The organism is Eisenbergiella massiliensis, from assembly GCF_003435485.1.
The window spans coordinates 1-26,029 of record NZ_QVLV01000044.1 but is presented as its reverse complement, the minus strand read 5'-3'; the positions used below and the strand labels follow the sequence as shown (position 1 = coordinate 26,029).

At 49.5% G+C, this 26,029-nt stretch carries 30 protein-coding genes and 2 tRNA genes; 21 read left to right on the top strand and 11 right to left on the bottom strand.

The features are described 5' to 3' along the window. Positions 1-88 precede the first annotated feature (88 nt). The 6 genes from DXC51_RS28990 (at position 89) to DXC51_RS28965 (ending at position 5,308) form a co-directional block, all read left to right on the top strand. Positions 89-1,462, top strand: coding sequence for an MATE family efflux transporter (locus DXC51_RS28990; protein ID WP_117546071.1), 1,374 nt, complete (start codon positions 89-91; stop codon positions 1,460-1,462). Between the two features lie 37 nt (positions 1,463-1,499). Then, positions 1,500-2,318 carry a sensor histidine kinase gene (locus DXC51_RS28985; RefSeq protein WP_102287154.1) on the top strand — a complete coding sequence of 273 codons (819 nt, stop codon included), beginning with the start codon at positions 1,500-1,502 and terminating at the stop codon, positions 2,316-2,318. Positions 2,319-2,516: 198 nt separating this feature from the next. Next, on the top strand, positions 2,517-2,996 hold the full coding sequence (locus DXC51_RS28980; RefSeq protein WP_025487865.1) for an NfeD family protein: 480 nt from the start codon (positions 2,517-2,519) through the stop codon (positions 2,994-2,996). Between the two features lie 234 nt (positions 2,997-3,230). Next, positions 3,231-4,208: a flotillin-like protein FloA gene (gene floA, locus DXC51_RS28975; protein ID WP_021636211.1), complete on the top strand. Its 978-nt coding sequence runs from the start codon at positions 3,231-3,233 to the stop codon at positions 4,206-4,208. Position 4,209: 1 nt separating this feature from the next. Further along, a complete protein-coding gene (locus tag DXC51_RS28970; protein ID WP_117546069.1) occupies positions 4,210-4,599 on the top strand; it encodes a hypothetical protein in 390 nt (129 codons plus the stop codon). After that, positions 4,568-5,308, top strand: a complete 741-nt coding sequence (locus DXC51_RS28965; RefSeq protein ID WP_025487863.1) for a LytR/AlgR family response regulator transcription factor — start codon at positions 4,568-4,570, stop codon at positions 5,306-5,308. The genes DXC51_RS28970 and DXC51_RS28965 overlap by 32 nt, the downstream gene beginning before the upstream one ends. A 78-nt stretch (positions 5,309-5,386) precedes the next feature. Here the strand turns inward: DXC51_RS28965 and DXC51_RS28960 are convergent, their stop codons facing one another. From DXC51_RS28960 to DXC51_RS28940, 5 genes are all read right to left on the bottom strand, one after another. After that, positions 5,387-6,205 carry an HAD-IIA family hydrolase gene (locus DXC51_RS28960; RefSeq protein ID WP_021636214.1) on the bottom strand — a complete coding sequence of 273 codons (819 nt, stop codon included), beginning with the start codon at positions 6,203-6,205 and terminating at the stop codon, positions 5,387-5,389. A 99-nt stretch (positions 6,206-6,304) separates the two neighbouring features. Then, positions 6,305-6,664 (bottom strand): DUF1667 domain-containing protein, encoded by a 360-nt coding sequence (locus DXC51_RS28955; RefSeq protein WP_117546067.1) that lies wholly within the window; start codon positions 6,662-6,664, stop codon positions 6,305-6,307. Next, complete coding sequence (locus tag DXC51_RS28950) at positions 6,651-7,949, bottom strand: NAD(P)/FAD-dependent oxidoreductase (protein ID WP_243003292.1); 1,299 nt, start codon at positions 7,947-7,949, stop codon at positions 6,651-6,653. Before DXC51_RS28950 ends, DXC51_RS28955 begins: the two co-directional genes overlap by 14 nt. An 86-nt stretch (positions 7,950-8,035) precedes the next feature. Then, entirely contained in the window at positions 8,036-9,472 is a 1,437-nt protein-coding gene (locus tag DXC51_RS28945; protein WP_117546073.1) for an NAD(P)/FAD-dependent oxidoreductase, read from the bottom strand. Positions 9,473-9,649: 177 nt separating this feature from the next. Beyond that, positions 9,650-10,216: a glycerol-3-phosphate responsive antiterminator gene (locus DXC51_RS28940; RefSeq protein WP_035321864.1), complete on the bottom strand. Its 567-nt coding sequence runs from the start codon at positions 10,214-10,216 to the stop codon at positions 9,650-9,652. A gap of 523 nt (positions 10,217-10,739) precedes the next feature. Between DXC51_RS28940 and DXC51_RS28935 the strand changes: the two genes are divergently transcribed. Together DXC51_RS28935 and DXC51_RS28930 are read left to right on the top strand one after the other, a co-directional pair. Beyond that, positions 10,740-11,564 carry a MerR family transcriptional regulator gene (locus DXC51_RS28935; RefSeq protein WP_117546063.1) on the top strand — a complete coding sequence of 275 codons (825 nt, stop codon included), beginning with the start codon at positions 10,740-10,742 and terminating at the stop codon, positions 11,562-11,564. Further along, on the top strand, positions 11,554-12,210 hold the full coding sequence (locus DXC51_RS28930) for a GyrI-like domain-containing protein (RefSeq protein WP_117546061.1): 657 nt from the start codon (positions 11,554-11,556) through the stop codon (positions 12,208-12,210). Before DXC51_RS28935 ends, DXC51_RS28930 begins: the two co-directional genes overlap by 11 nt. Before the next feature lie 175 nt (positions 12,211-12,385). On the opposite strand, the gene DXC51_RS28925 is transcribed toward DXC51_RS28930, so the two are convergent. Further along, positions 12,386-12,458 (bottom strand) — tRNA-Lys (locus tag DXC51_RS28925). Between the two features lie 326 nt (positions 12,459-12,784). On the opposite strand from DXC51_RS28925, the gene DXC51_RS28920 reads away from it, so the two are divergent. The 7 genes from DXC51_RS28920 to DXC51_RS28890 all read left to right on the top strand — a co-directional run bounded on the left by DXC51_RS28920 (position 12,785) and on the right by DXC51_RS28890 (position 18,357). Further along, on the top strand, positions 12,785-13,552 hold the full coding sequence (locus DXC51_RS28920; RefSeq protein WP_117546059.1) for a TatD family hydrolase: 768 nt from the start codon (positions 12,785-12,787) through the stop codon (positions 13,550-13,552). An 81-nt stretch (positions 13,553-13,633) separates the two neighbouring features. Next, entirely contained in the window at positions 13,634-14,500 is an 867-nt protein-coding gene (gene rsmA, locus DXC51_RS28915; RefSeq protein ID WP_117546057.1) for a 16S rRNA (adenine(1518)-N(6)/adenine(1519)-N(6))-dimethyltransferase RsmA, read from the top strand. Positions 14,501-14,516: 16 nt separating this feature from the next. Further along, positions 14,517-14,999 carry a GNAT family N-acetyltransferase gene (locus DXC51_RS28910; protein ID WP_021636224.1) on the top strand — a complete coding sequence of 161 codons (483 nt, stop codon included), beginning with the start codon at positions 14,517-14,519 and terminating at the stop codon, positions 14,997-14,999. Between the two features lie 53 nt (positions 15,000-15,052). Further along, on the top strand, positions 15,053-15,706 hold the full coding sequence (locus DXC51_RS28905) for an HAD family hydrolase (RefSeq protein ID WP_117546053.1): 654 nt from the start codon (positions 15,053-15,055) through the stop codon (positions 15,704-15,706). Then, on the top strand, positions 15,703-16,218 hold the full coding sequence (locus DXC51_RS28900; protein ID WP_147331934.1) for a hypothetical protein: 516 nt from the start codon (positions 15,703-15,705) through the stop codon (positions 16,216-16,218). The genes DXC51_RS28905 and DXC51_RS28900 overlap by 4 nt, the downstream gene beginning before the upstream one ends. Before the next feature lie 100 nt (positions 16,219-16,318). After that, positions 16,319-17,113 (top strand): ZIP family metal transporter, encoded by a 795-nt coding sequence (locus DXC51_RS28895; RefSeq protein ID WP_025487854.1) that lies wholly within the window; start codon positions 16,319-16,321, stop codon positions 17,111-17,113. 137 nt (positions 17,114-17,250) lie between these two features. Then, positions 17,251-18,357 (top strand): DUF362 domain-containing protein, encoded by a 1,107-nt coding sequence (locus DXC51_RS28890; RefSeq protein ID WP_117546051.1) that lies wholly within the window; start codon positions 17,251-17,253, stop codon positions 18,355-18,357. Positions 18,358-18,471: 114 nt separating this feature from the next. Here DXC51_RS28890 and trpS read toward each other — a convergent pair whose 3' ends face one another. Next, positions 18,472-19,563: a tryptophan--tRNA ligase gene (gene trpS / locus DXC51_RS28885; protein ID WP_021636230.1), complete on the bottom strand. Its 1,092-nt coding sequence runs from the start codon at positions 19,561-19,563 to the stop codon at positions 18,472-18,474. Between the two features lie 332 nt (positions 19,564-19,895). On the opposite strand from trpS, the gene DXC51_RS28880 reads away from it, so the two are divergent. Continuing rightward, the gene (locus DXC51_RS28880; protein WP_025487853.1) at positions 19,896-20,324 is read left to right on the top strand and encodes an Hsp20/alpha crystallin family protein; all 429 of its coding nucleotides are present in this window, start codon (positions 19,896-19,898) and stop codon (positions 20,322-20,324) included. 274 nt (positions 20,325-20,598) lie between these two features. Here DXC51_RS28880 and DXC51_RS28875 read toward each other — a convergent pair whose 3' ends face one another. Further along, complete coding sequence (locus tag DXC51_RS28875) at positions 20,599-21,222, bottom strand: HAD family hydrolase (protein ID WP_117546049.1); 624 nt, start codon at positions 21,220-21,222, stop codon at positions 20,599-20,601. Continuing rightward, complete coding sequence (locus DXC51_RS28870; protein ID WP_025487851.1) at positions 21,222-22,049, bottom strand: glycerophosphodiester phosphodiesterase family protein; 828 nt, start codon at positions 22,047-22,049, stop codon at positions 21,222-21,224. Before DXC51_RS28870 ends, DXC51_RS28875 begins: the two co-directional genes overlap by 1 nt. A 181-nt stretch (positions 22,050-22,230) precedes the next feature. Here DXC51_RS28870 and DXC51_RS28865 point away from each other — a divergent pair, with 181 nt between their 5' ends. Further along, positions 22,231-22,599: a VOC family protein gene (locus DXC51_RS28865; protein ID WP_021636234.1), complete on the top strand. Its 369-nt coding sequence runs from the start codon at positions 22,231-22,233 to the stop codon at positions 22,597-22,599. Here the strand turns inward: DXC51_RS28865 and DXC51_RS28860 are convergent. After that, entirely contained in the window at positions 22,586-23,104 is a 519-nt protein-coding gene (locus tag DXC51_RS28860; protein WP_117546047.1) for an HD domain-containing protein, read from the bottom strand. The genes DXC51_RS28865 and DXC51_RS28860 overlap by 14 nt on opposite strands. 169 nt (positions 23,105-23,273) lie before the next feature. Between DXC51_RS28860 and DXC51_RS28855 the strand changes: the two genes are divergently transcribed. The 4 genes from DXC51_RS28855 to DXC51_RS28840 all read left to right on the top strand — a co-directional run bounded on the left by DXC51_RS28855 (position 23,274) and on the right by DXC51_RS28840 (position 25,732). Further along, positions 23,274-24,116 carry a fumarate hydratase gene (locus tag DXC51_RS28855; protein ID WP_180998205.1) on the top strand — a complete coding sequence of 281 codons (843 nt, stop codon included), beginning with the start codon at positions 23,274-23,276 and terminating at the stop codon, positions 24,114-24,116. A 97-nt stretch (positions 24,117-24,213) separates the two neighbouring features. Continuing rightward, on the top strand, positions 24,214-24,765 hold the full coding sequence (locus DXC51_RS28850) for a Fe-S-containing hydro-lyase (protein ID WP_181970227.1): 552 nt from the start codon (positions 24,214-24,216) through the stop codon (positions 24,763-24,765). A 24-nt stretch (positions 24,766-24,789) separates the two neighbouring features. Further along, entirely contained in the window at positions 24,790-25,518 is a 729-nt protein-coding gene (locus DXC51_RS28845; protein WP_025487847.1) for a lysophospholipid acyltransferase family protein, read from the top strand. A 125-nt stretch (positions 25,519-25,643) separates the two neighbouring features. Continuing rightward, a tRNA-Ser gene (locus DXC51_RS28840) sits at positions 25,644-25,732 on the top strand. Here DXC51_RS28840 and DXC51_RS29855 read toward each other — a convergent pair. Next, on the bottom strand, positions 25,714-26,029 hold a 316-nt coding region (locus DXC51_RS29855; RefSeq protein WP_207660883.1), incomplete at its 5' end, for a hypothetical protein. The two genes, DXC51_RS28840 and DXC51_RS29855, sit on opposite strands and share 19 nt — an antisense overlap.

Sequence of the window (26,029 nt, the reverse complement as noted above, 5' to 3'; positions counted from 1 at the left end):
CGCCCCCCGCATCACTTTTTTCTCTCCACCCCTCCACTTCGTGTTATACTAATATCCAGAAAAGAATTTTTGTTTCAGGAGGATATGTATGAGTGCAGGTGTAAATGAGTCGCGGATGGGAACGGAACGGATTGGCAGGCTTATGGTGAGTATGGCGGTTCCGTCTATTATTGCGCAGATAATTAATATTCTTTATAATATCGTGGATCGGATATACATAGGGCATATTCCCGGCGTGGGTGCTGCGGCGCTTACAGGGGTGGGTATCACTTTTCCTATTATTACGCTGATTTCGGCTTTCTCAGCCTTTGTCGGCATGGGGGGAGCGCCGCTGGCGGCCATCTGGATGGGAAAGGGGGACAGGAAGCATGCGGAAAAAATACTGGGGAGCGGCGCCTGTCTTCTGGTTATTTTTACAATTGTTTTGATGGCTGTTTTCTATCTGTTTCAGAAGCCGTTCCTTTATATGTTCGGCGCGTCTGACGCCACTATCGGGTATTCTCTGGATTATATGTCCATTTATCTTCTGGGCACACTGTTTGTAGAGCTGGCGTTGGGGCTGAATCCTTTTATCATATCCCAGGGGCGTTCCCGGATTGCCATGATTTCTATTGTTATCGGGGCGGTGGTCAATATTGCCCTGGATCCGTTGTTTATTTTTGTTTTCGGCTGGGGCGTAAAGGGCGCGGCGATTGCTACGGTGCTTTCCCAGGCGGTCAGCGCCGCCTGGAATGTGAACTTTCTTATGGGGAAAAAATCCTCCCTGCGTCTGTCTTTTTGTAATATCAGGTCGGATTTCCGGATTATGGGACAGATTTGCTCTCTGGGGATTTCGCCTTTTATCATGCGTGCCACGGAGAGCCTGATCAGTATCGTGCTTAACAGGGGGCTGCAGATGTATGGAGGGGATTTATATGTGGGTTCCCTCACCATCATGCAGAGTGTCCTTCAGCTGTTCTCGGCGCCTCTTACCGGCTTCACCCAGGGTGTGCAGCCCATTATCAGCTATAATTACGGCGCGGGTAAGTTCGATCGGGTAAAAAAACTGTACCGCAGCATGATTGCGGTCAGCTTCACCATATCCTTTGTGGCTAATATGACGGCCATGTGCTTTCCGGCTCTTTATGCCTCTCTTTTTACCAATGATGAGGAGCTGATCGGCCTGGTAAGCCGGGTGATGCCCATATTTCTTTTCGGGATGCTGTTTTTCGGGCTGCAGAACGGGATCCAGCCCACCTTCCTGGCACTGGGACAGGCCAAAATATCCCTGTTTATCGCCATGTTCCGGAAGGTGATCCTGCTGGTGCCGCTGGCCCTGGTTTTGCCCCGGTTTTTCGGCGTTATGGGAATTTATTATGCGGAGCCTGTATCCGACATTATTTCCGCAGCCACCGCTTGTATCCTTTTTGCACTGAATATAAAGAAGATTCTGTCAAAGGAATATCTGGCCAGAATCCACTGATTTTTGTAAAATCCAAACAGACAGGAGCCGGAAGGTTATGAATATTAAGAAAACGGTAAAAGCGCTTTTAATCATCAACGGCCTGCAGTTTATCGCCGCCATTTTGCTCTGGCTTGTCATAGGCACCCATGTGCTGGGCAGGGTGAACCCGGCAGTTTACCTGACCATAGGAATCCTGCTGTTAAGCAGCCTGCTTACCCTGCTCGGTCTGTATGCGGCCAGCCGTTATCAGGACGACAGCTATCGGGAAAGCATGAAAAATCTGGAGAATCTCAATCTGAAGCTGCGCGCCCAGCGGCATGATTACCTGAACCATCTGCAGGTGATTTACGGCCTGCTCCAGCTGGGAGAGTATGAGGATGCCAGGGAGTATATGGAGCCGGTATTCAGGGATATCAGCAGGGTGACTAAAGCCATGAAAACCTCCCAGCCCGCTGTCAATGCCCTTCTTCAGGCGAAAATGGAGTCCGCGGAAAAGAACGGGATCGATATGGTGGTGGAGGTGGGCACTCCTCTCAAGGAAATCCCCCTGGAGCCGTGGGAGCTGTGCAAAATCCTTGCCAACCTCATCGACAATGCGATTACTGCGCTGGGAGAAAGGGAGAAGGACAGAAAGCTGACCGTGGAAATACGTCAGGAAAAGGAGATGTATATTTTCCGCATACGCAACAATGGGCCGGCCATCCCTGCGGACAGGCAGCCGCTCATTTTCCACCAGGGCTTTTCCACGAAAAGAGAGGAGGGGCACGGCACCGGCCTCACCATTGTTTCGGAAATCGTAAAGGATATCAGGGGCACCATCAGCCTGACCTCAGATGAAAAGGAGACCTGCTTTGAGGTGCGGCTCCCCCGGTAGCCGCCGGGTCGTCCGGGACGGCAGGATAAACGCAATTGGATTGATTTTTATGACATTACAGCTTTGATTATGTATAAGTTGCGGATTATGGCTTTTTTTTAACTAAATGCAGTTTATAATCAGATTCATAAAGCTGGTACATGAGCTTACAGTTAAGGCAGACGAAAAAGACGTGTACCGGGAAAGGAGGATACAGGAATGGATACATTGATGATAGTGGGAATTATCCTGTTTATTGCGGGATTTATCCTCATCGCTGTTGAAATGGTGGTTCCGGGTTTCGGGGCGCCGGGAATCAGCGGCATAGCCTGTCTGGTAATCGGACTTTTCCTGACGGCGGATACCATTGAGGAGGGCGCGTTCATCACAGTCATAGTGCTGGCGCTGCTGGCCATCATGATGGCCATTATCCTGTGGATGCTGTCAAAGGGGAAGATACACTCGCCCATCATCCTGGAGGAAGAGCAGAAGAAGGATGAAGGCTATATCAGCTCCGTGGACCTGGATTACCTGCTGGGTAAAAAAGGGATTGCGGAAACGGATCTGAGGCCTACCGGCGTGGGTAACTTTGAAGGTGTCAATTTTGATGTAATTTCCGAAGGGAAATATATATCAAAGGGCGCTTCCCTGGAAATCATAAAAGTAAATGGCTCCAAACTGATCGTAAAACAACAGTAACTGTGAAGGCAGTGAACGGCTGCATAAAAATAGGCAGGAGATATTATAATGAGCAATACAATTGTTATAACATTAGTCGGCGTACTTGGCCTTCTTCTGGTTCTGTTTTTTATGAAGACCATGCCTGTTCCATGGATCTGAACTCTTAGAAGCAACGGTTTCGGAGGAATCGCAGAATAACTGTAACTGAAGGAACTAAAAAACTAAAAACAACCATAGTCAGGGGGTATCATAATGAGTAATATAGTAGTTATCACATTAATTGGCATTCTTGGCCTGCTTATCGTTTTATTTTTCATCTTTGTTCCCATAGGCCTGTGGATTTCTTCACTGGCTGCTAACGTAAAAATCAGCATTTTCAACCTCATCGGTATGAAGCTGCGGCGTGTGGTTCCGTCCCGTATCGTGCTTCCTCTGATTAAGGCCAGAAAGGCAGGCATGAATCTGGGGGTAAACCAGCTGGAAGCCCATTATCTGGCAGGCGGCAACGTGGACAATGTGGTTAATGCATTGATTGCATCGGAAAGGGCGGGCATAGAGCTTCCTTTTGAAAAGGCGGCGGCTATCGACCTGGCAGGCCGTGACGTCCTGGAAGCTGTAAAAATGAGCGTAAATCCCAAGGTCATCGAAACCACCAATGTATCGGCTGTGGCAAAGGATGGTATTGAACTTCTTGTAAAAGCAAGAGTAACCGTAAGAGCGGATCTGGAACGCCTGGTGGGCGGCGCCGGCGAAGCGACAATTCTGGCAAGAATCGGTGAAGGCATCGTAACTACCGTTGGTTCCGCACAGTCTCATAAGGAAGTGCTGGAGAACCCGGATGACATTTCAAAACGTGTCCTGAGCAAGGGGCTGGATTCCGGAACGGCTTTTGAAATCCTTTCCATAGATATTGCGGATATCGACGTGGGAAGAAACATCGGCGCCCAGCTGCAGTCCCTGCAGGCGGAGGCAGACAAGAATATCGCCCAGGCCAAGGCGGAGGAAAGACGTGCCATGGCTGTTGCGAAAGAACAGGAAATGCGCGCTTACGTGGTGGAAGCGGAAGCCGAGGTGCCCAAGGCGCTTGCTTATGCCCTGCGTGAAGGCAAAATGGGAGTTATGGACTATTATGAGCTTCAGAATCTGAAGGCGGATACCGATATGCGTTCCTCCATTTCAGGAGCGGGCAGCATTGACGTGGATCTGACCGGTGACGGAAGGAATGATTAATATGACCTTTAAAGGACTGACGGAAGAGCTTTCAAGGACATTAATATCGGAAAAAATGCAGCTGCAGGGCTATTTGGGTGCACAGCTCCCTTTTGCAGGCAGTACGTTCAAAAAAAAGAAGAAAACGGCAAAGATTGCCGCCCCGGAGTCCTTTCCTAAATGGGAGGAAGAGGCAGACATGGACGAGGTGCCGGAAGCGTTGATGCAGCAGGTGTCCCCGTCAGCCGGCCGGGCGGCGCAAAGGCCGCATCAGCAAGAAAAGTCCCGTATGCCGGAAGGCCGGGCGGCGCTGAGGCAGGCGGTCGTTTTTAGTGAAATTATCGGGGAACCGGTGTGCAGGAAAAGAAAAAGGAAAGCTTATGGCAATCAAAGTAATATTGGTCGAAGATGAAAGCGGCATACGGATGCTGCTGAAAAAAATCATAGAAAAGAAGGAAGAATTCCAGGTGGTGGGCGAATGCGATAATCTGGCGGATGCGGTGAGCCTCTTTGCCAGGCTGAAGCCGGAGGTTGTTTTCCTTGATATTGAAATCAACGGGGCAAGCGGTATAGACTGTGCCAAGATTATTGCCGACATGGAGCCTAAAACGAAAATCGTATTCGCCACGGCTCATTCAGAGTATATGTCCGAGGCCTTTGAGGTATATGCCTTTGATTACCTCATAAAGCCCTTCGACATTGAGAGAGTGGAACGCACGCTGGATCGGATTCTTTCCCTGCAGGAGCCGGAGCCTCTGGATCATCTGGATAAAATAGTACGCTACGAAAGAGGCCTGGACCGCCTGTTGGTAAAGGGCAGGGAAAGCATGAGCTTTGTGGATATCCAGGATATCATCCTGGTGCAGCGGGAAAATAACAGCACCGTTATCTACACAAAGCAGGATTCCTTCACCACGTCAGCCGGTCTGGGAGATATCGAAGCGAAGCTGGATCCGGATGTGTTCTTAAGAAGCCACAAATCCTACATTATTAACGTTTCAAAAATCAAAAAAATAGAACCCTACGGCCGCTGGACCTATATTGTGGCCTTCAAGGATATTGATAAGGATGCGCTGATTACGGCGGATAAATATGAGGAAATCAAGAAGCGTTTTTCCTGATAGCAAGAAGAACGCAACAGATCAAACAGGTCTGCGCATTTATTGCGCAGACCTGTTTGATCTGTTACAGAAGGAAACTTACCGGAGCTTCTCCCAGATTTCCTTCACATCACGGAACAGGAAATCCGGCTTGATATCCCCTTCCTCTATATCCGACAGGGTGGCTTCGCCGGAGAGCACACAGACAGCGTCCACACCAGCATTTTTACCGGTGGCGATATCCGTATACAGACGGTCGCCCACGATGACGGCCTCTTCCGGCAGGCAGCCGGTATTTTTCAGCACACAGTCCACCATGATGGGCTCTGGCTTGCCGATAAAGAATGGTTCCTTCCCTGTGGCGTTTTTCAGCATAATGCTCATGGAGCCGCAGTCCGGGATAAAACCGAAGCTTACCGGGCACACCAGATCCGGATTGGTAGCCAGATACACCACATCACGGCCCAGCATGATGCAGGTATTACGGATTTTTTCGGAGGTGTTTTCCGTATCAAAACCGATGAGGACAATGGAGGCGTTCTCATCCGGCTCCGTTACCACCGTAAGGCCGCTTTCCCGCAGCTCCGTTACCAGGGAACGGGTCCCCATGCAGTATACGGTCTGTCCGGGATAATTTTCACGGATGTACATGGCGGTGGCCTGGCTGGAGGTATAGAAGTCCTCAAAGCCCGCCTGTATGCCCATGCGGGTCACTTTTTCCACATAATCGTTTACGGACTTGGAGGAATTGTTGGTAATGAAAATATAACGGCCTCCGTGATCCTTAATCTGCTGCAGAAAATCGAGCGTGCCGTCAAAGATCTCATTTTCGTTGTAAATTGTGCCGTCCATGTCCAGCAGCCATAGTTTTTTCCGCTTTAATATATCTGCACAGCGGCCGTAAAAATCTGTTATCATGTGTGAACCTTCCTTTAATCAGAGTATGGCAGCATTTCGGCTGCCTGTTTGTATATTTGGCATTAACTGCGGGGAAACAATACAGTCATACCTAATATATCAAAGCACGTCCTTGGTGGCAATGATATTTACGCCGGTCCCGGCGGCATTTTCCAAAATCACATCCCCGATATGGACAGGGGCCTTCACCTTTACATTCTTAAGCGCCCTGACACAATCGGTAATTTTTCCTTTGGGGATGTCGGAAGCTGTTTTTACGGAAACAACAGGCAGCCGTCCGCCCTCCACGCGAACGGTGGTGGTGACGATACGGGTGGGGTTGGTGCATTCCTTTCTTGCATAGGCCTCGCCTCTGGGGCAGGTATTGCCTGTTACCCGGGTGACCTCCCCGTTTTCAAGGGTTACGGTAAGTGCGCAGCCTAAAGGGCAGTTAATACAGATGAGTTCACGCGTTTCCATTCGCTTCACCCCTTTCTACCTGGATGGTGATGGTTTCCGGTGCCTGGACGGACAGGAGATCGGATTTTTTTATAATTACCTGCTCCATTTCACCGGGAGCCAGCTTGTTTTTCTTCAGTCTGGCGATCTGCCTGTCATTTACATATACGCCGATATAACAGTTTTTATAAACATCGCCTACGCGGAAGCGGACGGTGAGGGTATCCTCCATATGGGAAGGGCGGATTTCCTGCGGAACCGTATAGCGGACGCCGTTTCTGGCCAGCAGGGATACCGGCCTGCCGTCATTGGCAGCCGTTTGTCCGCCGCGTATGTACTGCGCCGCATATTTTCCGGCTTTTTCCGCTTCCTCCGAAACATAATCAACCAGATCATGTACATGGAGCACATTGCCGCAGGCAAAGACGCCGGGAGTGCTTGTTTCCAGGCTCTCATTGACGCTGGGGCCGGAGGTGACGGGAGCCATAGCCACGCCCAGCTTCCCGGATAGCTCATTTTCAGGAATCAATCCCACGGAGAGAAGGAGGGTGTCGCAGGGAATGTATTCCTCCGTGCCGGGGACAGGCTTTCTGTTCTCATCCACCTTCGCCAGCGTTACGCCGCGCACCCGTTCCCTGCCGTCGATATCAACGACAGTGGTACTGAGTTTTAAAGGAATGCCGAAGTCGTCCAGGCACTGCACGATATTTCTCTGCAAGCCGCCGGAATAGGGCATAAGCTCCGCGACTACCTTAACTTTAGCGCCCTCCAGCGTCATGCGCCGCGCCATGATCAGGCCGATATCTCCGGAACCCAGGATGACGATTTCCTTTCCGGGCATAAAGCCTTCCATATTCACCAGCCGCTGTGCGGTCCCTGCGGAATAAATGCCGGCGGGGCGGTAGCCGGGAATATTCAGCGCGCCTCTGGGCCGTTCCCTGCAGCCCATGGCCAGGATGACTGCGGTGGCGGTGAGCCTCATCAGGCCGTCCTCACGGTTCATTGCCGTCACCGTTTTTTCGGAGCCCTCCCCAGCAGAGATATCAAGCACCATGGTATGCAGCTTATAAGGAATTTCCAGCTCCTTCACCTGGGAAATGAAGCGGGCGGCATACTCAGGGCCTGTCAGCTCCTCATGGAAGGTATGCAGACCAAAACCATTGTGAATGCACTGGTTCAGGATACCCCCCAGCTCATTATCCCGTTCCAGGATAAGTATTTTATCAATCCCGTTTTTCCGGGCGGAAACCGCCGCAGCCAGGCCGGCCGGGCCGCCTCCGATTATAATCAAATCATATTCAGCCATATTAATACCTTTCTGCATGGATACATGCATTGTCGCTTTTTGACAGCAGTCCGGACAACAGAACTGTCACGCTCTTTATACAGGGGTTACAGATTTTCCTTGGTGGAGCCGGTGAGCAGATAGGAATCTTTGCCGGATTTTGTCAGCTCCAGGGAGGAAACCTGCAGTTCCCTGGTAAGTATCTCCATTACCCTGGGAGAACAGAAGCCCGACTGACAGCGTCCCATGCCCGCGCGGGTACGGCGTTTGACGCCATCCAGTGAACGCGCTCCCAAAGGCCTTTTGATAGCGTTGATAATTTCTCCCTCCGTGACCATTTCACAGCGGCAGATGACATTCCCGTAGGCAGGATCCTTGGCCACAAGCCGGGCGATTTCCTCGGGTGTGCTTTCCGCCACGCAGGGGATATCCTTCCGGCTGGAATGGAAATTCACCTTCTTTTTGGCTTCCAGTTTTTCCGCAATCTGCTCCGCCAGGAAGCAGCCGATGGCCGGCGCGCTGGAAAGGCCGGGGGAATCGATGCCTGCCGCGTTGAAAAAGCCTTCCGCGTCCTCCGCTTCCCCTAGAACAAAATCCCCGTCATCCTCGGTGGCGCGCAGTCCGGCAAAGGAGGTGATAGCCATGTTAAGCGGTATCTTTTCCGCGCTCAGCCGCGCTTTTTCCATTACCTGGGCAAGGCCTTCCGCGGTGGTGTTCACCGCTTCCTTGTCGGTAATGTCTTCCGCGGTAGGCCCGGTAAGCAGGTTGCCATGCACGGTAGGCGTGATGAGGATTCCCTTGCCCAGCTTTGTGGGCTGCTGGAAAATCGTATGGGAAACAAAATTTCCCGCCTTTTTATCCAGAAGGATATACTCCCCTTTCCTGGGAGTGATATGAAGCTTCCTTCCGCTCACCATATTGTTGAACCGATCCGCATAAACGCCTGCGGCATTCACAATGCAGCGTGTTTCATAAATTCCTGCGGAGGTGGTAATGCGATAACAGTCCGCCGTTTTTTCAATGTTCTCTGCTTCCGTATTAAAATGGAACTCCACGCCGTTCTCAAAGGCATTTTCCGCAAAAGCGATTGTCATCTTAAAGGGACAGACAATCCCGCCTGTGGGGGCATCCAGCACGGCTGTCACCTCAGGCGACAGATTCGGCTCCAGCTCATGTATTTCCTCTCCGGAAACGATACGCACATCGGGAACGCCGTTGGCTTCGGCGCGCTCCCTGAGTACCTCAAGCCCGGGCAGATCCTTTTCATCAAAACAGAGAACCAGGGAGCCATTTCTTTTAAATGGAAAATCCAGTTCTTTGGAGAGCGCATCCATCATGCGGTTTCCCGCCACGTTCATTCTGGCCTTCAGCGTGCCGGGAACCGCATCGTACCCCGCATGGATAATGGCGCTGTTGGCCTTGGAGGTACCGCAGCACACATCCTCCTCCCGCTCCAGGACAGCCAGCTTCAGCTGGTAACGTGACAGCTCTCTGGCAATGGCGCAGCCTGTAACACCCGCGCCTATTACGATTACATCATACATATTTTCCTCCATTCTGCCGCCTGCGCGGCCCTTCGGCTGCAAAACCATAAGAAAAAGACAGCCCAAAAACACATACCCACAGGGTATGCCTTTTTGCTGTCTCCTTTTCTCCTGCAAATACAATATTCAGTTCCGCAAATCTTTTTTGTAAGTGTTCAGTACCCTCACAGTTGCTTTTTACATAAACCAGACCTTCCGGTTGGTGGTGGATATGGAAATCGCCCCCGCATTCAGCGCCGCCATAATGTCCTCCCGATCCGTGATCAGGCCGCCGGCAATGACCGGGATTCTTCCTTCTGCACAGATGCGCCGTATCACCTTGGGCATCAGGCCGGGAAGAACTTCAATAAAATCAGGATGTACCGATTCGGATTGTCTCCGGATGTTTTCGAAGGCCATGGAATCAATGGCGAAGAAACGCATGACGGTGAACATCCCCAGCTCCTTTGCCTGTCGTATCAGCGCCGGTTTTGTGGATATGATACCGTCAGCGGCGGTGGTGCTGTGGATAAAGCTCACCGCAATTTCCTTTCCGGAAAGCCCTGAAATCAAATCCAGGTGGACAATCACTGTTTTACCGGCATCCTTCAGCCGCCCCACGATTCCGGAAATACTGCAGATATCCCCATACAGGACAAATACAATCCGGATTTCGGAGTCAAGGCAGGCCCGCAGCCCCTCTTCGTCTTTTACGGCGGCGATTACGGGACAATCCTCAAACTGTTCCATCAATAGCTTATTCATGCATATACCTCTGAAGTCCATGTAAAATATCCCTCGGCCGCCTCAGTCCTGAAGGCTGCTGGCTGACGGCCTTTACGGCAGTACAGCATGAAAGGGCGCCTGCCCCGCTGCCTGTGGGAATAAAAAAAGACAAACGAAAACAGGCTCTTTGTAAAAGCCCATTGTTTTGTCTCCTGTCTCTGAATTCATTTTAGCACAGCAGAGTGGCAAACGCAAGAAAATAGTCTGAATTATTGACACTATCACACGCAATTAGTGTTACTGTTCACTCCGTGACCAATAACTGCATAAATCCATTAAAAATCGCCTGCGGCGATGGGATTTATGCACTCTTGAATCACTTTCTTACGTACTGTGCAGTAAATGCACAGTACTGAGTGAACAGTAACCAATTAATTTCTGCTTACATCCCGCAATTAAGAAAGACTTGACTTTTCCCTGCGGGGGAGGGTGTATATTATGTATATCGGAAGCTGTTCAGAAGGCGGGGGCCTTCTGGGGAAAAGCGGAGAGGAGGAAAAATATGTATCGTATCGGTGAATTTTCCAGGATTACAAGCCTGACGGTAAAAGCGCTGCGCTATTATGATGAAGAAGGAATCCTCAGCCCCTCGGAGCGGGATAAGAACGGATATCGCCTGTATAATGAAACGGATTACGAGAAGGCAAGACAGATCGTTTTGCTTCGGGAGCTGGATTTTTCCATTATGGAGATTAAGGATGTGCTTTCCGCCTGTGTGGGAGAAGAGGATCTGGCTTTCTTTCTCAAAGAAAAGCAGGCGCAGGTCCGGCAGCGTATCTCTAAGGAAAAGGCATTGTTAAAAAAGCTGGAGGAAGCCCTTCCCTCCGGAACGGAAGCCTCCGCTGTGAACCGCAGCTATACGCTGGAGCGGAAAACGGCGGAAGAGCTTCTTGTTATTTCCATCCGTTTCAGGGGAAAATATCCGGAGGTGGGCAAATACGCCGGCAGACTGTTTAAGGCGGCAGGAAGCAAGGCCTGCGGAGCACCCTTCAGTCTGTATTATGATGAAGAATACAGGGAGGAAGCGGATATTGAGCTTTGCCTTCCTGTAAGCAGCCGGATAGCGGTCCCGGAGATTACCTGCAGGAGACTGCCTGGAATCACGGCGCTGTGTACGATGCATGAGGGCAGCTATGAGGAGCTTGGCGCGGCCTATAAGGCGCTGCTGGACGGCGCCGCGGAGAGAAAGCTGATACCGCAAGGCCCCTCCCGCGAGATATACCTGAAAGGTCCTGGCGCCATTTTCCGGGGAAACCCGGCGCACTACAGGACAGAACTGATGCTGCCGGTGGCGGAAGAACCGGGAAAGGATAATTATGTCGGATAAATATGATTTCAAAAAAGAATACAGACAGCTGTACCAGACGAAGACGGATCCGGTGGTGATACAGGTTCCCCCCAGAAAATATCTGTGTGTGGACGGCTTCGGGGATCCGAATACCAGCCGGGAATATCAGGATGCGGTTGCGCTCCTGTATGGTATCACTTATACAATAAAAATGAGCAGGACAGAAGCGCCTGCGCAGGGCTATTTTGACTATGTGGCGCCTCCGCTGGAGGGCTTCTGGGATATTGATGGGAAAGGCTTTGACGGACACCGGATTACGGATAAGGAACGCTTTGCCTGGACTTCCTTTATGGCGGTGCCCGATTATGTTACCCCCCAGGTGCTGAAATGGGCTGCGGAAAAGCTGCGTACCAAAAAGCCGGGGTTAAATCCGTCGGCAGTTCGCCTTGAAATTTTTGAGGAAGGACTGTGTGTGCAGTGCATGCATGTGGGAACCTATGACAGTGAACCGGAAACCATCCGGCGGATGAATGAGTTCCTGGAGCAGGAAGGCTATGAAACGGACATCACTCCACAGAGGAGGCACCACGAGATTTACCTGGGGGATCCGAGGAAACAGGCGCCGGAAAAAAGAAAAACCATAATCCGCCACCCCATAAAACGCAAAGCAGTACCTGTGGAATAACTGAACAATTGCCGCCAAAACATCAAAAAAACGGCCCGGAAGGCCTGACACTCTGTCACGGCTTCCCGGGCCGGCATTGTTTCCGCCCTGATGCGAATTGCCTGCATTGCTTTTAAACACAAAAAAAAGCACCAACCCCGAAGCTCTTAAGTCTTCAAAATCGGTACTTTCAAAGTGCGCCTTCAGGGGCTCGAACCCTGGACACCCTGATTAAGAGTCAGGTGCTCTACCAACTGAGCTAAAGGCGCTTATTCCTTTGTTTTATCTTCCGCAGTGCAGGACTTATTATATTATATAAATTTCATTTTTGCAATACCTTTTTTAAAAAAAATTAAGAAATTTTTTCACCTGCTTTAAGAATACTATAAAGTATGTTATTATTGTAACCATTCAGGCAGGTTTGCGAATTCACTGCGCAAACCGTGAGAAAACGTGGTGGCAGCAAGTATCCGCCCCTCGCCGAAGGCGACTTATAATGGGCGGATGCAGTAACAGTTCGGCCGAAAGCTGAACTGTTACTTATTATTCCGGAGAATTGAAAGAAATAATGATAGAAACGATAAGAGGTGCTATAATGATTTTTGACAGTCATGCACACTATGATGATGAAGCCTTTGATGCGGACAGGGAGGCGCTCCTTGACAGCTTTCCCGCAAATGGCATCGGCTGTGTGGTAAATGCCGGCGCAAGCTTTGCTTCAAATAAAAAAACAATGGAGCTGATTTCCCGGTATCCGTTTCTGTATGCAGCGGTGGGAATCCATCCCGAACATGCGGATGCCCTGGATGATAAAGGCCTGGAATGGCTCCGGGAACAGTTTTCCAATCCCAAGGTAGTGGCGGTGGGAGAGATCGGCCTTGACTACTACTGGGATGAGCCGGACCGTGAAATTCAGAAGAAGGCCTTTATCAGCCAGCTGGCTCTTGCCCGGGAGGTAAAGCGTCCCGTGGTAATTCATTCCAGGGACGCCTGTCTGGATACCCTGGATATTATGAGGGAAGAATACGGAAAAGGAGAACCTGCGGTTATTCACTGTTTTTCTTATTCCAGGGAGGCGGCCAGAGACTTCCTGAATCTGGGATACATGATCGGAATCGGCGGCGTGGTAACCTTTAAAAATGCCAGGAAGGTTAAAGAAGCGGTGGAGTACATCCCCATAGACAGGATCCTTCTGGAAACGGACTGCCCGTATTTAGCGCCGGAGCCGAACCGGGGAAAAAGAAATTCTTCCCTGAACCTTCCTTATGTTGCAAAGCAGATAGCGCAGCTGAAGGGCATGACGGCGGAAGAGGTGGTGGAAATCACGGATTTAAACGCCAGGAAATTTTATGGAATCAATTAAAAAACGCAGCAGGCCTTATACCGGCCCATTATCTGCGGCAGTGATACAGGCTTCATCAGCATATGGTACGGAGGAGATTTTATGCCCAAAATAGGTACGCCCGGCAGAACAGTTGAGGTACTTCAGAAATATCAGTTTAACTTTCAGAAAAAATACGGCCAGAACTTCCTGATAGAACCCCAGGTGCTGGAAACAATCGTGGACGCGGCACACATACAGGCGGATGACTGTGTGCTGGAAATAGGCCCCGGTATCGGAACCATGACCCAGTATCTGGCGGAACAGGCCAGGGAAGTTGTGGCGGTGGAGATAGATAAGGCCCTGATCCCCATCCTGCAGGACACCCTTTCCGAGTATCCCAATGTTACTATAATCAATGAGGATATTCTCAAGGTAGATCTGGAAAAACTGGTAAAAGAGAAAAATGACGGCCGCCCTGTAAAGGTAGTGGCAAACCTTCCCTATTATATAACCACCCCCATCATCATGCAGCTGTTTGAAAGCCATGTGCCGCTTCACAGCATAACCATCATGGTGCAGACCGAGGTGGCCCAGCGGATGCAGGTGGGGCCGGGGACAAAAGACTACGGAGCGCTTTCCCTGGCGGTCCAGTATTATTCCCGCCCGGAAATTATCATCCATGTGCCTCCTACCTGCTTTATCCCCAGACCTAACGTGGGAAGCACTGTAATCCGGCTGACCAGGTATGAAAAGCCTCCGGTTGAGGCTGCGGACGAAAGCTTTTTATTCAGCCTGATCCGGGCGTCCTTTAACCAACGCAGAAAGACGCTGGTAAACGGCCTGAGCAATGCATCCGGCCTGAATCTGTTCAAAGCACAGATTACGGAGGCGCTGGAGCAGATGGGACTGCCCGCCAATGTACGTGGAGAAACCTTCACACTGGAGCAGTTCGCCCGCCTGTCTGAGCTTTTGTACCGGAAAAAATAAAAAAAGGAGAGGGAATATGGCTGATTATCTGGTGAATTTATATGATATGGATCCGTCCTGGTCTCCGGAAAAGCTGGAGGAGGCAGGAATCACCATCCGCCGCGTCCTCAGCCCGGATAAAGGAAAGGTAATGGAGTTCGTCCGTAAATATTATGAGGGCGGCTGGGAAAGCGAATGTGAACACGCCTTTTCCCACGATCCCATCACCTGCTATATCGCGGTGCAGAAAGGGGAAATCATCGGCTTTTCCTGCTTTGATGCCACGGCAAAAGGCTATTTCGGCCCAATCGGCATCAGACCGGATGAGAAAGGGCACGGCACCGGCCAGGCTCTCCTGCGCGCAGCGCTGCTTGGCATGCGGGAGGCGGGCTATGGCTACGCGGTCATCGGCTGGGCGGAGCACGCGGAAGGCTTTTACCGCAAAAGCCTGAAAAAAGTCTTTGAGATACCTGATTCCCAGGCGGAAAATACCATTTACCGTACGCTGACGATATTTTAACGACAGAAGGATCCGCAGAGGAAAGCTTAATAAACCAACAGTATGGAGAAAATATGATTGAAGCAATCTGTTTTGATATGGACGGCATACTATTCGACACGGAAAGACTGAGCGTGGAAAGCTGGATTGCTGTTGCCGAAAAATTAGGACTGGGAAACATTGAAAAAGGAGTATACGGCTGCATCGGACTGAACCGTACGGACTGCCGCATTTTCCTGAAGGAGGTTTACGGAGAGGACTTCCCCTATGATTATTTCAGGGAACAGACCTCCGCCCTTTTCCAGGAAAGAGTGGAAAAAGAAGGACTTCCTATGATGAAGGGAGCCGGGGAGCTCCTGACCTGGCTGCAGGAAAAAGGCGTAAAGATCGCCCTGGCATCCTCCACCGGACAGGAAAAGGTGCTCAGCCATCTGCGCAGAGCGGATTTTACGGACTTTTTCCAGGTGGTAATCGGCGGGGATATGGTGGAGCACAGCAAGCCTCTTCCTGATATTTATTTGAAGGCATGCGAGCTGCTGGGGGTGAAGCCGGAGAACGCCATTGCCATAGAGGACTCGCCCAACGGCATTCGTTCCGCAGCGGCAGCAGGCATGCTTCCTGTCATGGTGCCTGATATGGTGGAACCTACGCCCGAAATAGAAGAATTGCTCTATCACAAATGCGACAGTCTTTTTGCTGTCAGGGATTTTCTGGAGGATATGCTGTGATGCTGACTCAGGTGCAAAAGCTGCAGTTGAAAAATGCGGTGCAGCGGGTGCTTCATGTGCCCGGAAATTATCGCGGCGGCCCGATAGAAATGGCGGTGGTGGCCGATTACTCCGCAGACGGGGAAGCTTTGGCCGAATGCGGCAAGGAAATTGTGGCCGTACTCAAGTCCATGGGGGATACCTTCCGTAATGTGCGTCTGAACCTGGTCAGATGGAAAGCGGATGACGACATTAATCACGAAATATCCGCCCTTGCCTATTTGCAGACAGGAAGCGCCTTTCAGGATTATGAACCTTTTGCTTCCCGGAAAAGGCTGGAGCTGCTCTGCGGACAGCTGAAAATGTTTCAGGCCCGTTCCCGGCTGCTGCTTCTTATCACAGACGGGGACTTGATTATAGAGGATCAGGCCCTGCTGCGGGAGAACCTGAACCCCTTCCTGTACAGAAAGCTGATATTGATAACTCCGGAAGGGATAAAGCAGGGAAGCAGCCTTCTGCAGAATAATGAATAAAAGGGCAGCTATTCAGTCAGGTCAGTGCCCTTGCTGCCGGGGCCTGCGCTTTACGCTGACACGGTTACTCTGACACAGCTACTGAAAAAGGAGGTAATTTATGAGTCAGGCATTGATTTGGGCGGCCGGCGGAACCGGCTTTACGTTCCTGATGACAACGCTGGGCGCCGCTATGGTATTTCTGTTCCGCGGCGAGATCAATATGAAAATACAGAGGGTCTTTCTGGGATTTGCGGCGGGAGTTATGATTGCGGCGTCCGTATGGTCCCTGCTGATCCCTGCGATTAATGAGGCGGAAAAGGCAGGAGGCATCGGATGGATTCCGGCAGCGGGCGGTTTTGTGCTGGGCATTCTCTTTCTGCTCCTGATGGATCAGCTGCTTCCCCATCTGCATGCTGGTTCTTCGGAACCGGAGGGAATGACTTCTTCCTGGAAGCGTACCACGCTTCTTGTCATGGCCGTCACCCTGCACAATATCCCTGAGGGAATGGCGGTAGGCCTTGCATTCGCCATGGCGGCGCAGAACATGGGGATGGAGGCGGGAGCCGCCGCCGCATTTGCGCTTGCCCTGGGTATCGGTATCCAGAACTTCCCCGAAGGCGCGGCAATATCACTGCCTCTGCGCCAGGAAGGAATCCCTACCTGGAAAGCCTTTCTGTATGGCAGCCTTTCAGGTATTGTGGAGCCGGTTTTCGGAATTCTTGTTGTGCTTGTGGCCGGAGGAATCCAGCCGCTGATGCCCTGGCTTCTCAGCTTTGCAGCCGGTGCCATGATGTATGTGGTGGTGGAAGAGCTGATTCCGGAAGCACATCTGGGAGAGCATTCCAATGTGGGAACCCTGGGGGTTATGGTCGGTTTCCTCATTATGATGATACTGGATGTGGCACTGGGATGAATTAATGGCCGGATGTCCTGCCGCGGGCTGCGGGACACATCCGGCCTCCCGCCAGCCATTAAGCTGGCATGCCGGTGTTAATGCACGCGTATCTGTTAGGCCCGCTGTACATAAAAATAAATTGGGAGGAATTACAAATGGAAAAATCAAAGGTTTATTTTACAACAATGAAAACTTCTTTTTCTGAGAATCTGCCTCAGAAGCTGGAACGTCTGATTAAAACGGCAGGAATCGGAAACATTGATTTCAGCAACAAGTACGCCGCTATAAAAATGCACTTCGGCGAGCCAGGCAACCTGGCATATCTGCGTCCCAACTACGCCTCAGTGGTGGTAAAGGTAATCAAAGAACTCGGCGGCAAGGCCTTCCTCACGGACTGCAACACACTGTATGTGGGCGGTAGAAAGAATGCCCTGGATCACATAGATGCAGCCTACCAGAATGGTTTTTCCCCATTTTCCACCGGCTGCCATGTCATCATTGCCGATGGACTGAAGGGAACCGATGAAGAACTGGTTCCCGTAGAAGGCGGGGAATATGTAAAGGAAGCCAAAATCGGCCGCGCCATTATGGATGCGGATGTTTTTATCACTCTCAGCCATTTCAAGGGACACGAAGCCACCGGTTTCGGCGGCGCGCTCAAGAATATCGGCATGGGCTGCGGATCCCGCGCCGGCAAGATGGAAATGCACAACGCAGGCAAGCCCTATGTGGAGCAGGAAAACTGCATCGGCTGCGGCCGCTGTATCAAAATCTGCGCCCATGATGCTCCCTCCATTACAGACGGCAAGGCCTCCATTGACCACGACAAATGTGTTGGCTGCGGCCGCTGCATCGGAGTCTGCCCCATGGATGCCGTCTGCACTCCCGGAGATGAAAGCAATGATATCCTCAACCGTAAAATAGCGGAATACAGCAAAGCCGTGGTAACCGGACGCCCCCACTTCCATATCAGCCTTGTAGTGGATGTTTCCCCCAACTGCGACTGCCATTCCGAAAACGATATTCCCATCGTTCCTGATGTGGGAATGTTTGCCTCCTTTGATCCGGTAGCACTGGACGTAGCCTGTGCAGATGCGGTAAATAAACAGCCCGTTATCAGCGGCAGCCAGCTTGACCGGATGCCCCATGTACACCATGACCACTTCATTGATTCCGCTCCGGAGACCAACTGGCACTCCTGCATTGAACATGCGGTGAAAATCGGCCTTGGCAGCGACCAGTATGAGTTGATTGAAATCTGATATAGTACATAATCTGACAAAATACATAAAAAAGAATCAGAAAAGCCCGGACTGGCAGTTTATTAAAACGCCTGTCCGGGCTTTTATATGCTCCCTAAAAGCACAAATCGGCTTTTATTTATCCGAAGCAAATCTTTCCGCCTGCTCCTGAATCAGCGCCTGATCCTCAAAATAGTTGATCTTCATCGCATTCTTCACCTCGGACAACGTCCTGGCGGCCTCTGCCTCGGCAGCCTCGCTGCCCTCCTTCAGGATCCGGTAAATTTCAGGAATATCCTTTTCAAATTCCTTTCTCCGTTTCCGAATGGGTTCCAGCTCCTCCTGCATTACATTATTCAGGAATTTCTTTACCTTAACATCTCCCAGGCCGCCGCGCGCGTAATGATCCTCCATTTCCTGAAGATTCTGATAATCAGGGCAGTAGCGTTCAAAATGTTCATCCCGGCAGAATGCTTCCAGATAAATAAATACCGGGTTTCCTTCCACCTTTCCAGGATCCTGTACACGCAGATGACCGGGATCGGTGAACATGGACATGATTTTCTGCTTTACATCCGCTTCACTGTCGGACAGATAAATACAGTTATTCAGGGATTTGCTCATCTTTGCCTTCCCGTCAATACCCGGCAGGCGCAGACATACCTTGTTGTCAGGCAGCAGGATATTAGGGTCTGTAAGTGTTTCCCCATATACGGAATTGAACTTGTGGACGATTTCCTTCGTCTGCTCAATCATGGGCGCCTGATCCTCGCCTACCGGAACTGTGGTGGCATGGAACGCGGTAATATCCGCCGCCTGGCTGATAGGATAGGTAAAAAAGCCCACAGGAATGCTTGTCTCAAAATTACGCATCTGAATTTCAGACTTCACGGTAGGATTCCTCTGCAGCCTGGAAACGGTAACCAGATTCATATAATAAAAAGAAAGCTCGCACAGTTCAGGAATCTGGGACTGAATAAAAAGAGTGGACTTTGCCGGATCAAGCCCGCAGGACAGATAATCCAGCGCCACTTCAATAATATTCTGACGCACCTTCTCCGGATTGTCTGCATTATCGGTCAGCGCCTGCGCATCTGCGATCATAATAAAAATCTTATCATATTCTCCGGAATTCTGAAGCTCCACTCTCCGCTTCAGGGAGCCTACATAGTGCCCAACATGAAGCGGACCGGTAGGGCGGTCGCCCGTTAAGATAACTTTGCTCATGATAATTCTCCTGTCACATAAGAAAATATATTTTACTGCGTTCTATTTTACTCGTTCTCCGGGGGATATGTCCAGTGAATCCGCTTATTTTTTATAAAAACAGCCATAACGGACAAATCCTCTCCGCTGCCTTTTGAAAATTGCGCCTGCCTACAGCATAAGATACAGGGTAAATGCATAACATAAGCTTTATATTTTTTTTATAATTAAATTAGCACTCACCTCTTGACAGTGCTAACAATGCATGTTATAAATGTTATAGAACAACAAAGGGGAACGGCAGACAAGCCGGAGACCTCTTATAAATAATAAGAAATCAGGAGGAATGAACTATGTTAATCAGAAACAACTTTTTCAATGACTTTTTCGGTGATATGTTTGATGACCCGTTTTTTAACAGAGGATACGCTCCTCAGACCCAGCTGATGAAAACAGATATCCGCGAGAAGGACGGACAGTACCTTCTGGAAATCGAAGTTCCCGGCTTTACCAAAGATGATGTAAAGGCCGAATTAAAGGAAGGCTACCTCACCATTACCGCAGACAGGAAAGAGCCTGTGGAAAGAGCGGATGAGAGAACAAAGTATGTAAGGAAAGAAAGATATTACGGAACCATGAAGAGAACCTTCTATATCGGCGAGGAGATTACGGAGAATGAAATCCATGCAGCCTTCAAGGACGGAATTCTGAAGATTATGATTGATAAGCCTCAGCCCAAGAAGATTGAAGAAGAGAAGACAATCATCCCTATTGAAGGCTGACGGACTTCCTTCAGGGTTCAGTGATTACCCTCCGATACTGCCGGCGGTAACCGGTTTTATATAGATAAAGGACAATACCAGTCCCAGACTGTTAAAATACCCTCCCCCTTTAATCCTTTGTTATCATGTTAAAAGGAACCTGCTTCCGATGGCAGACAGCCCACGGAAGCAGGTTCCTTTTTGCAGATACTCCTGTAATCCCACAAAATCATCTTAATTTTCATCAATAAAACTGCGGCATATCACTGTAAAACCGCTACAGTCCGCCCGCGGCTTACACAAGCTTCAAAATATCCCAGGGCTCCGCCAGCCGTACATCTGCGGCTATGGCCTCCGGATTTTTACACCCCCACAGAGCCAGCGCGCGTTTTACCCCTGCGCTCCCGGCACACTGCATATCATAAATGCTGTCGCCGATATAAACAGCCTGTTCCGGAGAAATTCCCGCTTTCTTCAGATAATAAAGCATAGGTCCTGGACTGGGTTTATGCTCCGGGGTATCCGAGGAAGTAACAGAGATGGTAAAATATTTCTCCAATCCCAACGGTATCATATCATGTTCATACTCTTCCTGATTTTTCGACGTTATTGTCCCCAGAATAATTCCCTTATCCCTCAAATGCTCCAGAATCTCCGGAATATCAGGATAAATGGAAACATCATTGGCATGCGAATTATAGAAGGCATCCCATTTTTTCAGCTTCTCAGGAATTCCATCCTCAATCCCCAGCTGTGCCAGAGCCTGGCTCCCCGGGATTCCCAGACAGAAATATAACTGCTCCGGCGCATATTGGCTCCCCTTTTCTTCCAACAGCAGCTCCTGAAGCCCTTTTATAATAGCCTTTTCCGTATTAATCAACGTTCCGTCGATATCAAAGATAAAATGACGCTCCTGCATCAGGCATCCCCTTCCGGTATAAAACCTTCAAAAATGAACAATGTAAAGTCCTTCCGGCATTCATCCATTTCTTTCTGGGAACGGATTGTCCATCCCACCGAAAGCGCATGATAGAAGCCGCAGCAAATCCTTCTTGACAAATCATCCCGGTAAAGCCAGTTGTAAGCAATAAAATCCGGCCTGGCCGCAATGTTGGAAAGCATTTTGCTCAACAGGAAAAAAGGAAGGCTGCAATTTTTGTTCTCCTTGTTGAAATTCGTGCAAAGCTGCCCCCGGAACACATCAGGCCGGTGCTTCCTGTACCAGATAAGCGCGGAAGGATGAAAAGATTCAATACAGTAAACACCCTGGTATCCCCTCAGCTGTTCATTGACTGCCTCAGGAATCCTGTCATCCCTCTTATCCATTTTGATTTCAATGATAAGAGGAACCTGTCCGTTTACCAGAGTAAGGAATTCCTGAAAAGTAGGAATCCGCTCCTGCGTCCCTGCCAGGGAAAGTTGCTTAAGCTCCGCCAGGGTCAATTCATTCACCCGTTTCTCCACACCGCACATACGTGTCAGGGTAGCATCATGAAAAACCACCGGAATGCCGTCCTTTGAAAGCTGCACATCCATTTCCATGCCAAACCCCTTCTCAATGGCCAGCCTGAATGCTTTCATGGAATTCTCCGGAACTCCGGCTTCCAAATCGTGAAGCCCGCGGTGCGCATAATATTGATGAAGCAGTGCGCTGCAGTCCGGCTTATGCAGCCTTGGCATAATCAAGATCATATAAAGCAGAAATAAAAGCAAAATAACAACAATAAGAACTACTAACGTGTGCATGAAAAAAACTCTCCTTTATCTTAAGTCTGAAAATAAGTCTGCATAACCCCATCACTACAATAGTATAAAGCTCTTTTCCTGAAATGTCATTCCAAAAAAACAGGTTGCAATACACACCCGCTCCGTATAAAATGCACATATCAGAAACTGTACGCGCAGCATTGCGCAGAGAGGAGCCAATATGAAATTCAGTTTTGCCCATAACAATTTAAACGTAACGGATCTGGATAAATCACTCCGTTTTTATGAAGAGGCTCTTGGCCTGAAGGCCGCCCGCACCAAAGAAGCCTCCGACGGGAGCTTCATCCTTGCATTCCTGACCGACGGTGTTACGCCTCATCAGCTGGAGCTGACCTGGCTGAGAGACTGGGAAAAAGATTCCTATGATCTGGGAGACAACGAATTCCACCTGGCCTTTGCTGTTGATGACATGGAGGCTGCCCATGCGAAGCACAGGGAAATGGGCTGCATCTGCTTTGAAAATGAGGCTATGGGAATCTATTTTATAGCCGATCCTGACGGCTACTGGATAGAAATTATTCCCGCGTAGCCTCCGGATCCAGGGAAAGGCCGAACATGTCGGCGCATATCTGTCTGCCGCTTTCGGTACGAAAGATACGCCGCAGGACCTGTCCGGCCGTTTCCCTTGACTCATTTCCTTCGTATAGGTTTACCAGAAAATCGGCCTCCACCAGAATCTGATAATCCAAACCGTTGATGTCCGTGTAAGTATGATGATGTGCGATCAGATAACACACCCTGTCAATCACCGAATCCTCAAAATCCAGCGTTTCCAGCATTGCCCTGGCAATGACCGGTCCCTCCAGCTCCTGATGCTTTCCATCCGCGTCCCCGTACTTTTCTTCGCTTACCTTAATTCCGATATCATGTACAATCGCGGCAATCTCAAGAATATTCTGTTTCTCATCCCCAAGCTTCTCCAATTTTCCTATGACGCCCGCAAAATCATGCACCTTTATGAAATGCTGTATCCGGCAGGGATCATTTGCATAATAACTGATCATTGTCTTAATTAGAAGCGCCTTCTTATCCATCGTAATTCCACCTTTCAGAGCCTTTTCTTTCTTCCTATTCTATGACAACTGCAGGCGGCCCACAAGAGCAAATCAGTGCTGTACCCCGAAAACGCTGATGACAAGAAAATAAAACTATAATATAATGAAAACAATCGCAGCAGTACGGACACAGGAAAGGATTGGACTGATGAGAACAATACAGCTATCGGAAATTACCGATAATATAAAAGAAATGTGTATAGAAGCAAATCATGTTCTGACGCCTGACATGGCAAAAGCGTTGGAAACTGCCGCCCGCCGTGAAAAATCACCGCTGGGACAGAAGGTTTTGGGACAACTGCAGGAGAACCTGCAGATTGCCGGTCAGGACCGGATCCCCATTTGCCAGGACACCGGCATGGCCGTCGTATTCCTGGAAATAGGCCAGGATGTCCATTTTGAAGGAGGGATTCTTGAGGATGCGGTAAACGAAGGAATCAGGCAGGGCTATGCGGAAGGCTATCTGAGAAAATCCGTTGTAGGAGATCCTCTCCTTCGTGAAAATACGAAAGACAATACTCCTGGAATCATCCACTACAGCATAGTTCCCGGTGAACAGGTCAAAATAACCGTAGCCCCCAAAGGCTTTGGAAGTGAAAACATGAGCCGTGTTTTTATGCTGAAGCCCGCAGACGGCATGGAAGGGGTAAAAAATGCAATTCTTACCGCGGTGCGTGATGCCGGACCCAATGCCTGTCCGCCCATGGTGGTAGGCGTCGGTATCGGAGGAACCTTTGAAAAATGTGCTCTCATGGCAAAACAGGCTCTCACCAGACCGTTGGATGATTCATCAAACATACCTTATATAAAAGAAATGGAAGATGAACTTTTGGAAAAAATCAATAAAACCGGAATCGGACCGGGCGGGCTGGGCGGGACAACCACCGCGCTGGGAGTGAAAATTAATACATACCCGACCCATATAGCGGGGCTTCCTGTAGCCGTTAATATCTGCTGTCACGTCAACCGCCATTCAGTACGCACCATATAATACCCATTATATGGTAGTTCTTCGCGCAGGTAATACAATATCTGCTGATGTTACATTATATAATAAGAAGAGAACCGTTATCCGGAAGGAGATTGCCATGGAAAAACATATGAAAGTGCCCTTTGCCAGAGAGGAAGCGGCCGCCCTGAGGGCAGGAGATTACGTTTACCTGACGGGAACAATATATACGGCAAGAGATGCCGCTCATAAAAGGATGTATGAGACACTGCAGAAGGGCGGAAGCCTTCCCTTTGATATCAGAGGAAACGTGATTTACTATATGGGACCATCTCCCGCCAGGCAGGGACACCCTATTGGTTCCGCCGGTCCCACCACGGCCAGCCGCATGGACAAGTATACCCCCGCGCTTCTGGATCTGGGGTTACAGGGAATGATTGGAAAAGGGAAAAGAACGGAAGCGGTGAAACAGGCAATGATCAGGAATACCGCCGTTTACTTTGCTGCCGTAGGGGGAGCCGGCGCCCTGCTTTCTAAATCCATTATATGCTCAGAGGTGATAGCTTATGAAGATCTGGGCACTGAAGCTGTCCGCCGGCTGGAGGTAAAGGACTTTCCTGTAATCGTTGTAATGGACAGTGTGGGAAATAACCTTTATGAAACCGCCCTGGAAGAATACCGTACCGAATAAAATAAAGATAAGAAAGAGAAAGATATTATGAGAATAGCTTTGATGGTCCTCAGACTTTTCTTTAAAGCCTTTTACTACTTTGGCCGCATCTGGTGGTGCAGCATCCATGAAAACATCAGTTATGAGGAAGGTTTCCGCTGGGCGAAGAAGACAACGCTTGCAGCTAACCGTGCCGGCCGCGTCAAAATAGAAGCCCATGGCCTGGAGAATTTACCGGATAAAGACGGATTTATCATGTTCCCCAACCATCAGGGCCTTTTTGACGGGCTTGTATTCCTGGAGTCCTGTCCCAGGCCCTTTGCCTTTGTCATGAAAAAAGAAGCGGCCAATATCATTCTCCTCAAACAGGTCCGCAAGGCTCTCGGGGCCCTTACCATTGACAGGGAGGATTTAAGACAGTCAATGAAAGTGATCCAGAAAATGGCGGAAGAAGTCAAACAAGGACGCAACTTCATTATTTTCCCCGAAGGCACCAGAAGCAGACAGGGCAACCATACCCTGGAATTTAAGGGCGGCAGCTTTAAGAGCGCAATGAAAGCCAGATGCCCCATAGTCCCCTGTGCCCTGATTGATTCGTTTATTCCCTTTGATGAAAACAGCATCCGTCCTGTTACCGTGAAGATCTTCTATCTGAAACCCATGTATTACGAGGAATATAAAGATATGAAGACAACACAGATTGCAGAAGAAGTAAGAAGACGTATAGATGAAACCATTATTGGATATACTCAAAATAACCCCGAAAAGGCGTAATACAACATTATATGAAAAAACTTCCCAAAAAGAATTGACAAACTGTGGAAGCTTATGTATAATAATTTTTGCGTCACCTAAGGGTGCGTTCACTTCATATTGGTAGAGGATTAGTTCAGTTCTGTGGAGAAATACTCAAGAGGCTGAAGAGGCGCCCCTGCTAAGGGTGTAGGTCGTTTATAGCGGCGCGAGGGTTCAAATCCCTCTTTCTCCGTTCCCTTTACCGATATAAGGGAAGCTGATTATAGCTTCGCGGAAAAAGAATCTTAAGTGATTGAGATTTCTTTTTTTTCGCACTTTTGCCAGATGGAAAACATATGAAAAACTTTTGTAAAAATAAGTTAAAAAAGATGTTGACATTTGACGAAACATGATGCTATAATAAAACTCCACCGCGGATGCGATGGAACAACAACTTGAAAGAAACAAAAAAAGTTGAAAAAAGTGCTTGACAGTCAAAACGACATGTGATAAGATATCAACTGTTGCGGCTGAGAAAGCAGCACACAGA

Bases quoted from the DNA above. Each gene is read 5' to 3' on its own strand.
- DXC51_RS28990 (WP_117546071.1), top strand. From the start codon at position 89: ATGAGTGCAGGTGTAAATGAGTCGCGGATGGGAACGGAACGGATTGGC.
- DXC51_RS28985 (WP_102287154.1), top strand. From the start codon at position 1,500: ATGAATATTAAGAAAACGGTAAAAGCGCTTTTAATCATCAACGGCCTG.
- DXC51_RS28980 (WP_025487865.1), top strand. From the start codon at position 2,517: ATGGATACATTGATGATAGTGGGAATTATCCTGTTTATTGCGGGATTT.
- floA (WP_021636211.1), top strand. From the start codon at position 3,231: ATGAGTAATATAGTAGTTATCACATTAATTGGCATTCTTGGCCTGCTT.
- DXC51_RS28970 (WP_117546069.1), top strand. From the start codon at position 4,210: ATGACCTTTAAAGGACTGACGGAAGAGCTTTCAAGGACATTAATATCG.
- DXC51_RS28965 (WP_025487863.1), top strand. From the start codon at position 4,568: ATGGCAATCAAAGTAATATTGGTCGAAGATGAAAGCGGCATACGGATG.
- DXC51_RS28960 (WP_021636214.1), bottom strand. From the start codon at position 6,205: ATGATAACAGATTTTTACGGCCGCTGTGCAGATATATTAAAGCGGAAA.
- DXC51_RS28955 (WP_117546067.1), bottom strand. From the start codon at position 6,664: ATGGAAACGCGTGAACTCATCTGTATTAACTGCCCTTTAGGCTGCGCA.
- DXC51_RS28950 (WP_243003292.1), bottom strand. From the start codon at position 7,949: ATGGCTGAATATGATTTGATTATAATCGGAGGCGGCCCGGCCGGCCTG.
- DXC51_RS28945 (WP_117546073.1), bottom strand. From the start codon at position 9,472: ATGTATGATGTAATCGTAATAGGCGCGGGTGTTACAGGCTGCGCCATT.
- DXC51_RS28940 (WP_035321864.1), bottom strand. From the start codon at position 10,216: ATGAATAAGCTATTGATGGAACAGTTTGAGGATTGTCCCGTAATCGCC.
- DXC51_RS28935 (WP_117546063.1), top strand. From the start codon at position 10,740: ATGTATCGTATCGGTGAATTTTCCAGGATTACAAGCCTGACGGTAAAA.
- DXC51_RS28930 (WP_117546061.1), top strand. From the start codon at position 11,554: ATGTCGGATAAATATGATTTCAAAAAAGAATACAGACAGCTGTACCAG.
- DXC51_RS28920 (WP_117546059.1), top strand. From the start codon at position 12,785: ATGATTTTTGACAGTCATGCACACTATGATGATGAAGCCTTTGATGCG.
- rsmA (WP_117546057.1), top strand. From the start codon at position 13,634: ATGCCCAAAATAGGTACGCCCGGCAGAACAGTTGAGGTACTTCAGAAA.
- DXC51_RS28910 (WP_021636224.1), top strand. From the start codon at position 14,517: ATGGCTGATTATCTGGTGAATTTATATGATATGGATCCGTCCTGGTCT.
- DXC51_RS28905 (WP_117546053.1), top strand. From the start codon at position 15,053: ATGATTGAAGCAATCTGTTTTGATATGGACGGCATACTATTCGACACG.
- DXC51_RS28895 (WP_025487854.1), top strand. From the start codon at position 16,319: ATGAGTCAGGCATTGATTTGGGCGGCCGGCGGAACCGGCTTTACGTTC.
- DXC51_RS28890 (WP_117546051.1), top strand. From the start codon at position 17,251: ATGGAAAAATCAAAGGTTTATTTTACAACAATGAAAACTTCTTTTTCT.
- trpS (WP_021636230.1), bottom strand. From the start codon at position 19,563: ATGAGCAAAGTTATCTTAACGGGCGACCGCCCTACCGGTCCGCTTCAT.
- DXC51_RS28880 (WP_025487853.1), top strand. From the start codon at position 19,896: ATGTTAATCAGAAACAACTTTTTCAATGACTTTTTCGGTGATATGTTT.
- DXC51_RS28875 (WP_117546049.1), bottom strand. From the start codon at position 21,222: ATGCAGGAGCGTCATTTTATCTTTGATATCGACGGAACGTTGATTAAT.
- DXC51_RS28870 (WP_025487851.1), bottom strand. From the start codon at position 22,049: ATGCACACGTTAGTAGTTCTTATTGTTGTTATTTTGCTTTTATTTCTG.
- DXC51_RS28865 (WP_021636234.1), top strand. From the start codon at position 22,231: ATGAAATTCAGTTTTGCCCATAACAATTTAAACGTAACGGATCTGGAT.
- DXC51_RS28860 (WP_117546047.1), bottom strand. From the start codon at position 23,104: ATGGATAAGAAGGCGCTTCTAATTAAGACAATGATCAGTTATTATGCA.
- DXC51_RS28855 (WP_180998205.1), top strand. From the start codon at position 23,274: ATGAGAACAATACAGCTATCGGAAATTACCGATAATATAAAAGAAATG.
- DXC51_RS28850 (WP_181970227.1), top strand. From the start codon at position 24,214: ATGGAAAAACATATGAAAGTGCCCTTTGCCAGAGAGGAAGCGGCCGCC.